We start from the raw sequence: 10,619 nt of genomic DNA on the forward strand, positions 1-10,619 counted from the left end.
GCAACCGCAACTGGGCGGCCTACCTCGAAGAGGCCTTCACCGAGCGGTCCGACAAGGGCTACACGAAGCTCATCGCGATCGCCACGAGCGCCTACTGTCCCTTCTCCTCGTGCCGGCAGTACCGCGAGGACTACGCGCGCGTGCTGACCGAGACCGGGCTCGTCGACACCATCCAGATCGACAAGGTCCGGCAGTTCTTCGACCACCCGGGCTTCGTCCGACCGTTCGTCGACGGCGTCCGTGACGGCATGGCACGCGCGATCGCCGAGAACGAGGGCCTCGACGTGGCCACTGAGCTGCACGTGCTCTTCTCCACGCACTCGATCCCGTCGAGCGACGCCGCCAAGTCCGGTCCGAGCGACCGCGGCTTCGACGAGCACGGCGCCTACGAGGCCCAGCACCTCGCCGTCGCGCAGGTCGTCCTCGACCAGGCGTGGGCTGAGCTCCTCGAGCAGCCCGAGCACGCGTCGCTCCGCGGCACCAGCACGCCGCCGTGGAAGCTCGTCTACCAGTCGCGCTCCGGCCCCCCGACCCAGCCGTGGCTCGAGCCCGACATCAACGACTACATGAACGAGGACCTCAAGGGCGGGCCGACGCGTGCCGTCCTCATCGTCCCGCTCGGCTTCGTCAGCGACCACATGGAGGTCATGTGGGACCTCGACGAAGAGGCCACGGAGACCGCCCAGGAGCTCGGCTTCTGGTCGCTCCGGACGCAGACCCCGGGTGTCGACCCTGCCTACGTCGCGGGTCTGGTGGACCTCGTGCTCGAGCGTGTCAACGGCACCCCCACGAGCGAGCGGCCGCACGAGACCGACCTCGGCCCCTGGTACGACGTGTGCCGTCCGGGGTGCTGCGAGAACGTGCGCGCCGGGTTCAAGCCGGCCGCGGCCGGACTCGCTCCGTGACCGAGGCGACCGCTCCGACGCGTGCCGACGGCCCCGCCCCGATCCGACTCGGCACCCGGGCCAGCCGGCTCGCGGTCGCCCAGTCGCAGGACGTCGCCGACCGTCTGGCGACGGCGGCCGGTCGTCCGGTCGAGCTCGTCACGGTCACGAGCGAGGGCGACACGAACCGTGCGTCGCTCGCGAGCCTCGGCGGGACCGGGGTGTTCGCGAGTGCGCTCCGCGAAGCCCTCGTCGCGGGTGAGGTCGACGTCCTGGTGCACTCGCTCAAGGACCTCCCGACGGCGCCGTACCCGGGTCTGACGATCGCCGCGGTCCCGAAGCGCGCCGACGCCCGCGACGTCCTCGTCGCCCGCAACGCCGCGACCATCGAGTCCCTCCCCGAGGGCGCGAAGGTCGGAACCGGATCACCGCGCCGCGTCGCGCAGCTCAGGGCGAAGCGCCCGGACCTCGACGTCGTGGACATCCGCGGCAACATCGACACCCGCCTGGGTCGGGTGGACGACGACCTCGACGCCGTCGTCCTCGCAGCGGCCGGCCTGACCCGCATCGACCGGCTCGACGCGGCGACCGAGCTGCTCGACCTCGGCTTCTGGCCGTCCGCCCCCGGACAGGGAGCGCTCGCGATCGAGACCCGTGCGGACGAGACCGACCGGAACCTCCTCGCCGCCCTGCGGAAGATCGAGCACGCACCCACGCGCCTCACGGTCTCGGCCGAGCGCGAGGTGCTCGCCAAGCTCGAGGCAGGGTGCTCCGCCCCGATCGGCGCGACCGCGATCGTCGACGCCGAGATGCTGCTCGTCTCGGCGACGGTCTACCGCCCCGACGGCTCCGAGTACCGGACCGCCTCGCACGCGGCGGTCCTGGACGGCTCCGCGCAGGACCGTCTCGACGAGGCGCTGGCGCTCGGTGGTCGGGTCGCGGCCGAACTCCTCGAGAACGGCGCGGCCGACCTCGCGGACCTCGCCACGACGGTCGCCGAGGACACGACCGACGGTCCGCACACCGCGGGCCCGGGCCTCGCGACCCCGGCGGAGTAGGCGGTCGCCACGCAGCCCGTCGACCCCGTCCCGGACCCGGCACGACCCCCGGTCGTGCTCGTCCCGCGCGGCGGAGCGTGGGGTGCGCGCGTCGCGGCGGCCGCCAGGGAACGAGGCCTCGACCCGCTCGTCGTCCCGCTGATCGCGGACGAACCGCCGTCCGACCCGGCTCCGCTCGATGCGGCGGTCGACCGGCTCGAGGCCGCTGCACGGTCCAGGAGGCGCAGATCGCCCGATCCCGTCGCAGACGAGACCGGCGTGGCCGGTTACGCATGGATCGTGGTGACCAGTGCGACGGCCGTGCGCGAGATCGCGGAACGCGTGTCGCGCCTCCCGTCCGACCTGCGGGTGGCGGCGGTCGGCGAGCCGACCGCGCGAGCCGCCCGTGCTGCGGGATGGGTCGTCGACCTCGTCCCCCCGGAGGCCTCGGGTGCCGCCCTCGTCCGCGCCTTCCCAGACACCCCGGGCCCCGTCCTCTTCCCGCGGTCCGACCTCGCCGCACCGACCGTCGTCGACGGACTCCGCGCCCGCGGGATCGACGTGGACGACGTCGTCGCGTACCGTACCGTGGGGACCGGCGACGAGCCGGTCGCCCCCGGATCCCCGCCCGACGTCGTGCTCGTGACGAGCGGCAGCGTCGCGCGCGAGGTCGCTCGTCGGACGGTCCCGCTCGCCCCCGGCACGCTCGTGGCGTGCATCGGCCCCGGGACCGCTGCCGAGGCCCGCGCTGCCGGACTCCCCGTGCACGTGGTCGCCCCGGACCGCTCCGCAGAATCCCTGCTCGACGCCGTCGTCGAGCGCCTGAACCACCCCGCCCCCGAACAGGAAGGCACACCGTGACCGGCCGCTTCCCCCAGGTCCGCCCCCGTCGACTCCGCGCCACGCCCGCGATGCGACGACTCGTCGCCGAGACCCGGCTGCACCCCGCCGAGCTCGTGCTGCCGATGTTCATCCGCGAGGGGGCGACCGAGGCGATCGACATCACGAGCATGCCGGGCGTGCAGCAGCACTCGCTCGACTCGTTCCGGCGTGCGCTCGTCGAGGCCGCCGGTCAGGGCATCGGCGGCGTGAACCTGTTCGGCGTGCCGACCGCGAAGGACGCGCAGGGCTCCGGTGCGACCGACCCCGACGGCATCCTCAACGTGGCGATCCGCATCGCGCGCGAGGAGGTCGGCGACGCGCTCGTCGTGCAGTCCGACCTGTGCCTCGACGAGTTCACCGACCACGGCCACTGCGGGGTGCTGGCCGCCGACGGATCGGTCGACAACGACGCCACGCTCGAGCGCTACCGCGACATGGCCGTCGTGCAGGCCGAGGCCGGCGCTGAGCTCGTGTGCCTGAGCGGCATGATGGACGGCCAGATCGCGGCCGCCCGTGACGCGCTGGACGCGGCCGGGCACAGCGGCACCGCGCTGCTCGCCTACGCGGCGAAGTACGCCAGCGCGTTCTACGGCCCCTTCCGCGAAGCCGTCGACTCCTCGCTCGTCGGCGACCGTCGGACCTACCAGATCGACGCCGCGAACGGACGGCAGGGGCTCCGCGAGGTCGAGCAGGACATCGCCGAGGGTGCCGACATCGTCATGGTGAAGCCGGCGATGAGCTACCTCGACGTCCTCGCCGAGACCGCCGCGACCTCGCCCGTGCCGGTGTGGGCGTACCAGATCTCCGGCGAGTACGCGATGATCACCGCAGCCGCGCAGAACGGCTGGATCGATCGTGACGCCGCCGCGATGGAGGCCCTCGTCGGTATCAAGCGCGCTGGAGCGGACGCGATCCTCACCTACTTCGCGGTCGACATCGCCCGCACGCTCAACCAGGAGGCCGCCCGATGACCACCAACGACCAGCTGTTCGGCCGTGCGAAGAACAGCATCCCCGGCGGGGTCAACTCGCCCGTGCGCGCCTACGGCTCGGTCGGCGGCACGCCCCGCTTCCTGACGAGCGCGAAGGGCGCCTACGTCACCGACGCCGAGGGGCGGGAGTACGTCGACCTCGTCGCCTCGTGGGGGCCGGCGATCCTCGGACACGCCCACCCCGCCACGGTCGAGGCCGTGCAGCAGGCGGCCGCCCGTGGCCTCAGCTTCGGGGCGTCGACCCCGGGCGAGACCGAGCTCGCCGAGCTCGTGAAGCAGCGGGTGTCGGTGGACGGCGACGGTCCCATCGAGAAGCTGCGGATGGTGTCCACGGGCACCGAGGCGACCATGACCGCGATCCGGCTCGCCCGCGGCTACACCGGTCGTGACCTGCTCGTGAAGTTCGCCGGGCACTACCACGGCCACTCGGACTCCCTGCTCGCCGAGGCGGGCTCCGGTGTCGCGACCCTCGCCATGCCCGGGTCCGCCGGCATCACCGCCGAGACGGCCGCCCAGACCCTCGTCCTGCCGTACAACGACCTCGACGCGGTCCGCCGGGCGTTCGACGAGCACTCCGAGCGCATCGCCGCCGTGATCGTCGAGGCGGCCGCGGCGAACATGGGCGTCCTCGCGCCCGAGCGCGGCTTCAACCGGGCCCTCGCGCAGATCGTGCAGTCGCACGGCGCGCTGCTCATCGTCGACGAGGTCCTCACCGGCTTCCGGGTCGGATCCGCCGGTTGGTGGGGGCTCGAGGCGTCCAAGGTCGTGCCGGACGGTGCCGGGTGGAAGCCCGACATCATCACGTTCGGCAAGGTCATCGGCGGCGGGATGCCGCTCGCCGCCCTCGGTGGCCGGCGTGAGGTGATGGACTTCCTCGCACCGCTCGGCCCCGTCTACCAGGCCGGCACCCTGTCCGGGAACCCGCTCGCGGTCGCGGCCGGGATCGCGACCCTCCGCGCGGCGACGCCCGAGGTGTACGCGCAGCTCGACCGCACGGCGGCGACCATCGCGACGGCGACGAGCGAGGCGCTGTCGGCCGAGGGCGTGGCCCACACGGTGCAGCACGCCGGGAACCTGTTCTCGTTCGCGTTCACCGACGTCGCCCCGCGGAACTACGACGACGTGCGGGCGCAGGAGACCTTCCGCTACGCGCCGTTCTTCCACGCCATGCTCGACGCCGGGGTCACCCTGCCGCCGAGTGTCTTCGAGGCGTGGTTCGTCACCGCTGCGCACGACGACCGTGCCGTCGGGCGGGTGCTCGACGCGCTGCCGGCGGCGGCGAAAGCGGCAGCGATCGCGGCCGCGTAGCCCGTCGGGTCAGGACGCCCGGCGTGCGGCCCAGCGTCCCTCAGCCCGCAGGATCGCCAGGGGGAAGTCGAAGGCGTGCGAGACCGCCGACGACGTGATGACCTCGTCCGAGGTGCCCTGTGCGACCGCGACCCCGTCCCGCAGCAACATCGCGTGCGAGGTCGACGCGGGCAGGTCCTCGAGGTGGTGCGTCACCATCACGCTGCCGAGCTCGGGGTGCCGGTGGCGCAGGGCGTCCACGGTCTCGAGCAGGTGCTCGCGCGCCGCGACGTCGAGTCCGGTGGCCGGTTCGTCGAGCAGGAGCAACCGCGGCTCGGCCATGAGGGCCCGTGCGATGAGCGTCCGTCCGCGTTCACCCTGCGACAGGACGGGCCACCGGGCGTCCCGTCGTGCGGAGAGCCCGACGTCGGCGACGTGGGCCTCGGCCGCGGCGACCTGTGCGGCCGACGGCTCCCACCGCATCATGAGGTCGGTCGTGCCGGTGAGTCCGGTCAGCACGGTCTCGAGCACGGTCAGGGGCGACAGCATCCGGTGGCGGGGGTCGACGTGCCCGATGTGTTCGCGGAGTTCCCGGACGTCGACGCGACCGAGCCGCCGTCCGAGGAGTTCGACGGTGCCCGCGCTCGGGTGACCGGTCGCTCCGAGGACGGCGAGCAGGGTCGACTTGCCGGCGCCGTTCGGCCCGAGGAGCGCCCAGTGCTCTCCGCGCCGGACGGTCAGGTCGACGTCGTGCAACAGGTCGCGGCCGGACCGGGTCACGCGGACCCCGGTCGCGTGGACGAGGACGTCGTCGTCGGTCACGCGGTGGCCTCGCCCCGCCCGGTCACTGGCTCGCGCGGAGCCGCTGCAGGAGGTCGCTCAGGGTCACACCGAGCGTGCGGATGACGGCGCCGCCAGCGTCACCGTCGCGCTTCCGGATCGCGGCGATCAGCGGGTCGACCGAGAACCTGCCGTCCCAGAACGTGAAGCGGTCCTCGGCGAGCGCGACGAACTGGACCCGCGGGATGACCGAGTTCGAGAGTGTCGAGAGCAGCGGGTTGTCCGCAGCGCGGATCGCCGCCTCGACGAAGTGCTGGACGTCGGCGTTCATCGCACGGTCCTCGTGCTCGGCGTGCTCGCGGACCTGCTCGAGGATGTCAATCAGCTCGGCGGCCTGGGCGTCGTCGAGCTTCGGGAGGGCCCAGCGGGTCGCCAGCTCGGCGAACCCGGCGAACACCTGCAGGGCGTCGTCGAACTGCTCGGCCGTCGGCGTCGCGACCCGGGTGTACCGGTTCGCCTCCATCTCGACCAGGCCGTAGTCGACGAGCTTCGCGATGGCTTCGCGGATCGGGGTGCGACTGACCCCGAGCCACTGCACGAGCTCGTCGTCGTTGAGGCGCTCGCCCGGCTGCAGGGTGCCGTCCTGGATGGCCGCGAGCATCTTCTCGAGGACGACGTCGCGCAGGAGCTTCCGCGGCGAGTTCTCGACGGTTGACTTGGGTACCGGCATGCCGGGCTCCTCACAGGCTCAGGTGTTCCGTACTCAAATCCTAGCGTGTCAATATGCAAACGCTTGCTAATGAATGCTCGGGGTCCGGTTCCGCGTCCTCAGGAGCGTCCGTACCGCGGTTCGGTCATCGGTCCACCGCGACGACCGTGCGCCCGTGCACGGCACCCGCGACGACCTGCGGTCCGACGGTGAGTGCCTCCTCGAGCCCGACGACGCGTGTGACCCCGGCGAGGAGTGCCGGGTCGAGGTCGGTGGCCAGCCGTTCCCACGCACGACGGCGCAGCTCGAGCGGGGCGTCGACCGAGTTGATCCCGAGCAGCGACACCGCGCGCAGGATGAACGGCAGCACGGTGGTCGGCAGTGCGGAGTCCTGGGCGAGCCCGCACGCCGTCACTGCACCACCCCACTTCGTGGTCGCCAACACGTTCGCGAGGGTCGCACCGCCCACGCTGTCCACCGCGCCGGCCCAGGTCGCACGCTGCATCGGCTTGCCGAGGTCGGACAGCGTCGCCCGGTCGACCACGTCCGTGGCACCGAGGGCCCGGAGCGAGGCCTCGTTCGCGCTGCGGCCCGTCGACGCGGTGACCTGGTGACCGCGGGCGGCGAGCAGGGCGATCGCCACCGTGCCCACCCCGCCGGATGCGCCGGTGACGAGGACCGGACCGCTGCCGGGTTCGACGAACCGCTCGAGTGCGAGGACGCTGAGCATCGCGGTGAAGCCGGCCGTGCCGATCGCGGCGGCGAAGGAGTCGTCGATCGTGTCCGGCAGCACGACGAGCGATCCGGACGGCACCACCGCGTGTGCGGCCCAGCCGCCGTGCCGGGTCTCGCCGAGTCCGGCGCCGTTCAGGACGACCCGGTCGCCGATCGCGACGTCCTGCACGCCCGCCCCCAGGGCCGAGACGGTGCCGACGACGTCGATGCCCGGCACGAGCGGGTCGACCCGCGCGACCCCGGGGTTCCGGGCCAGCGCCAGCCCGTCCTTGTAGTTGACGCTCGAGTACGTGACGTCGACCAGGACCTCGCCGTCGGCGGGGTCGGTGACGTCGACGTCGGTGACGGTGGGCGGGGCGGAACTGGAGACGAGGACTGCGCGGGTCACGTGTCGGACGCTACCCGCGCCTCCAGGACGCTGTTTCCTTCCCAGGACGCCCGCGATGCCTGATGCGTTCGGGCGTACCTGGTCGAAAGAAACGGCCGGGTACGCCCGATTCGACCAGGTACCCCGGCCCCCGCCGGCGCCCCGGCCCAGCCCAGCCCGGCGCCCCCGCCGGGCTCCCGGCCCGCGTCAGCCGAACATGATGGCGGCCTCGTCGTACCGGGCCTGCGGCACGGTCTTGAGCTCGCCGAGCGCCTCCTCGAAGGACACGTGCTCGATGTCGGTGCCCCGGAGCGCCACCATGCGGCCCCAGCGCTCCTCGACCACCGCGTCGATCGCCGCGAGGCCGAGACGGGTCGAGAGCACCCGGTCGTAGGCCGTGGGCGTGCCACCGCGCTGGATGTGGCCGAGCGTGGTGGCGCGGGTCTCGATGCCCGTCATCTCCTCGATGAGCGGCGCGAGGCGCTCGCCGATCCCGCCCAGGCGCGGTCGCCCGAACGCATCGAGCCCACGCTCGGTGTGCGCGTTGTCCTCGTGGTCGGGGACGAAGCCCTCGGCGACGACGACGAGCGGCGCCCGACCACGGTCGTAGGCCGCCCGGACCCACGCGGCGATCTGCTCCATGCTCGTCTTCTGCTCGGGGATGAGGATCGCGTGCGCACCGGCGGCCATGCCGGAGTGCAGGGCGATCCAGCCGACGTGCCGGCCCATGACCTCGGCGACCATGCAGCGGGAGTGCGACTCGCCCGTGGTGCGGAGGCGGTCCATGGCCTCGGTGGCGATCGCGACCGCGGTGTCGAAGCCGAACGTGTAGTCGGTGGCACCGAGGTCGTTGTCGACCGTCTTCGGGACGCCGACGATCTTCAGCCCGGCGTCCGTGAGGCGCTTCGCGGCGGCCAGCGTGCCCTCGCCGCCGATCGCCACGATGGCGTCGATGCCGTGGCGCTCGAGCGTCCCCGAGATGTTCTCGACGCCGCCGTTCGGGCCCTCGAAGGGGTTCGTCCGGCTCGTGCCGAGGATCGTGCCGCCCTGCTTCGCGATGCCCTGGATGTCCTTGCGGCCGAGCGGGACGATGTCGCCGTCCACCACGCCACGCCATCCGTCGCGGAAGCCCACGAACTCGTGTCCGTAGATCGCGATGCCCTTCAGCACGATCGCGCGGATGACCGCGTTCAGGCCGGGGCAGTCGCCTCCGGAGGTGAGGATGCCGATGCGCATGGGGAACTCCGTCGTCGGGGTGCAGTGGGACACGCCCATCATGACTGACGGTGGTTCCGCATTACCATCCTGCGTGTGTCCCTCGCCGTTCCGTCCTCCGCCGCCGGTGGCACCGGTGACGCCGCGGTGCGGGTCGGCGGGGCCGTGTCGCGTGCTGGCTCCGACGTGTCTGCCGTCCCACGGGTCGACACCGTCTACCGGCCAGGAGGCGCGGTGGACGTCCGCGCGACCCTCCGGCCCCTGCAGCGCGGCTCCGGCGACCCCGCCTTCCGCGTGGTCGGCGCCGACACGTGGCTCGCGCTCCGCACGCCGGAGGGACCGGCCTCGGTGCTCGTGCGCCGCACGGGCTCGGACGCCATCGCGGTCTCGGCGTGGGGCGACGGCGCCGCCTGGGCGGTCACGCACGCGCCCGAACTGCTCGGACGTGGGGACGACTGGTCCGAGCTCGACGTCTCGTCGCACCCGTTCCTCGTCGACGCCCGGCACCGGCAACCGGGCCTCCGCCTGCTCCGCACCAACACCGTGATGGCGGCCCTCGTCCCGGCGATCATGGAGCAGAAGGTCACCTCGCGGCAGGCCTGGCGTGCCTGGCGGTACCTCGTCCGGCGGTACGGGACGCCCGCGCCCGGACCGGCCCCGGCGGACATGGCCGTCCCGCCGACCGCCGCCGGGTGGGGAGCGATCCCGAGCTGGGAGTGGCACCGCGCCGGCATCGAACCCGGCCGTTCCGCCACGGTGATGCGCGCGGTCCGTGTGGCGCCGGCGCTCGAACGCACCCTCGCGCTCGGCCGGGGCGGCGCCGTCGTCGCCAGCCGACTGCAGTCGGTCCCCGGCATCGGGAAGTGGACGGCGGCCGAGACCGCGCAGCGCGCCCACGGTGACCCGGACTCGCCGAGCGTGGGGGACTTCCACGTGCCGGCGCTCGTCGGGTGGGCGTTGACCGGGGGACCGGTGGACGACGACGGGATGCTCGAGCTGCTCGAACCGTGGCGGGGACACCGGGAGCGGGTCGTCCGGCTCATCGGCGGGTCGGGGTTCCGGAAGCCGTCGTTCGGGCCGCGCCTGACGATCCAGGACCACCGGCACCACTGAGCGGACAACGGGCGCGTCCGGCCGTATCCTCCTGTTGAGAACCGATCTCACAAGGAGGAACCATGACCGACACCACCCCCAGCCCCGCCGCGGACGACGAGCACCGCGTCGCCGAGCACGACGTCGCCGAGCACGACCACGAGCAGGACGGCGGTGAGCACGAGACCGTCGAGCACGGCGACCACGTCGACTTCGTGCACGACGGACACCGTCACGCCCGTCACGAGGACCACTACGACGAGCACTGATCGACGCGCCGAGGTCGGCTGACCCGGCGGCGGGGCGGTGCCGGACGGTGCCGCCCCGACCCCCTGCCCGCCCTGCGCGTCAGGCGTGTGGCGTGCGCGCGCCGCGTGCCGCGCGCCGCGTCAGGCGTGCCGCGCGCCGTCCCCTCCGAGCACGGCGCGGTAGCCCTCTCGGAACGTCGGGTACCGCGGCACCCAGCCGGTCCCGCGCAGCAGGCCGTTCGACAGGCGCTTGTCGCCGGCGCCCTGCCGTCCGACGGTCCCCTCCTCGGCGGCGGCCCGCGGCGGCACCGGCACACCGAGCTCGGCCGCGAGGAACGCGTACACGAAGGCGAGCCGCGACGGTTCGTCGTCGGTCACGAGGACGTCGGCGC

General features: G+C 73.2%; 11 protein-coding genes and 1 pseudogene. 7 read left to right on the forward strand and 5 right to left on the reverse strand.

Translation table 11 applies throughout. The features are described 5' to 3' along the window. The 5 genes from I5E_RS03895 to hemL all read left to right on the forward strand — a co-directional run. A partial coding sequence (locus I5E_RS03895) for a ferrochelatase (RefSeq protein ID WP_022905838.1) occupies positions 1 to 905 on the forward strand: 905 nt, incomplete at its 5' end. Continuing rightward, on the forward strand, positions 902 to 1,942 hold the full coding sequence (gene hemC, locus I5E_RS03900) for a hydroxymethylbilane synthase (protein WP_022905839.1): 1,041 nt from the start codon (positions 902 to 904) through the stop codon (positions 1,940 to 1,942). The genes I5E_RS03895 and hemC, both read left to right, overlap by 4 nt. Before the next feature lie 54 nt (positions 1,943 to 1,996). Beyond that, on the forward strand, positions 1,997 to 2,782 hold the full coding sequence (locus I5E_RS03905) for a uroporphyrinogen-III synthase (protein ID WP_022905840.1): 786 nt from the start codon (positions 1,997 to 1,999) through the stop codon (positions 2,780 to 2,782). Beyond that, positions 2,779 to 3,774, forward strand: coding sequence for a porphobilinogen synthase (hemB, locus tag I5E_RS03910; protein ID WP_022905841.1), 996 nt, complete (start codon positions 2,779 to 2,781; stop codon positions 3,772 to 3,774). The genes I5E_RS03905 and hemB overlap by 4 nt, the downstream gene beginning before the upstream one ends. Then, positions 3,771 to 5,102 carry a glutamate-1-semialdehyde 2,1-aminomutase gene (gene hemL / locus I5E_RS03915; RefSeq protein WP_022905842.1) on the forward strand — a complete coding sequence of 444 codons (1,332 nt, stop codon included), beginning with the start codon at positions 3,771 to 3,773 and terminating at the stop codon, positions 5,100 to 5,102. The genes hemB and hemL overlap by 4 nt, the downstream gene beginning before the upstream one ends. A gap of 9 nt (positions 5,103 to 5,111) precedes the next feature. Here hemL and I5E_RS03920 read toward each other — a convergent pair whose 3' ends face one another. From I5E_RS03920 to I5E_RS03935, 4 genes are all read right to left on the reverse strand, one after another. After that, positions 5,112 to 5,903 (reverse strand): ABC transporter ATP-binding protein, encoded by a 792-nt coding sequence (locus tag I5E_RS03920; protein WP_022905843.1) that lies wholly within the window; start codon positions 5,901 to 5,903, stop codon positions 5,112 to 5,114. A gap of 22 nt (positions 5,904 to 5,925) precedes the next feature. After that, positions 5,926 to 6,591 (reverse strand): GntR family transcriptional regulator, encoded by a 666-nt coding sequence (locus tag I5E_RS03925; protein ID WP_022905844.1) that lies wholly within the window; start codon positions 6,589 to 6,591, stop codon positions 5,926 to 5,928. Between the two features lie 124 nt (positions 6,592 to 6,715). Next, positions 6,716 to 7,693, reverse strand: a complete 978-nt coding sequence (locus I5E_RS03930) for an MDR family oxidoreductase (RefSeq protein WP_022905845.1) — start codon at positions 7,691 to 7,693, stop codon at positions 6,716 to 6,718. A 186-nt stretch (positions 7,694 to 7,879) separates the two neighbouring features. After that, entirely contained in the window at positions 7,880 to 8,908 is a 1,029-nt protein-coding gene (locus tag I5E_RS03935) for a 6-phosphofructokinase (RefSeq protein WP_031261459.1), read from the reverse strand. A 126-nt stretch (positions 8,909 to 9,034) separates the two neighbouring features. Here I5E_RS03935 and I5E_RS03940 point away from each other — a divergent pair, with 126 nt between their 5' ends. After that, complete coding sequence (locus tag I5E_RS03940; protein ID WP_441294320.1) at positions 9,035 to 10,000, forward strand: DNA-3-methyladenine glycosylase family protein; 966 nt, start codon at positions 9,035 to 9,037, stop codon at positions 9,998 to 10,000. A gap of 62 nt (positions 10,001 to 10,062) precedes the next feature. Beyond that, positions 10,063 to 10,248: a hypothetical protein gene (locus I5E_RS03945; protein WP_022905848.1), complete on the forward strand. Its 186-nt coding sequence runs from the start codon at positions 10,063 to 10,065 to the stop codon at positions 10,246 to 10,248. A gap of 120 nt (positions 10,249 to 10,368) precedes the next feature. Here the strand turns inward: I5E_RS03945 and I5E_RS03950 are convergent. After that, positions 10,369 to 10,619, reverse strand: a pseudogene (locus I5E_RS03950) (SDR family NAD(P)-dependent oxidoreductase); the annotation flags it as partial.

The sequence above is a fragment of the Curtobacterium sp. B18 genome (assembly GCF_000333375.1).
Lineage (GTDB): Bacteria > Actinomycetota > Actinomycetes > Actinomycetales > Microbacteriaceae > Curtobacterium.

What these genes read in the sequence shown, in the direction of transcription:
- I5E_RS03925 (WP_022905844.1), bottom strand. Translation starts at nt 6,591, where the DNA reads ATGCCGGTACCCAAGTCAACCGTCGAGAACTCGCCGCGGAAGCTCCTG.
- hemL (WP_022905842.1), top strand. Translation starts at nt 3,771, where the DNA reads ATGACCACCAACGACCAGCTGTTCGGCCGTGCGAAGAACAGCATCCCC.
- I5E_RS03945 (WP_022905848.1), top strand. Translation starts at nt 10,063, where the DNA reads ATGACCGACACCACCCCCAGCCCCGCCGCGGACGACGAGCACCGCGTC.
- I5E_RS03935 (WP_031261459.1), bottom strand. Translation starts at nt 8,908, where the DNA reads ATGCGCATCGGCATCCTCACCTCCGGAGGCGACTGCCCCGGCCTGAAC.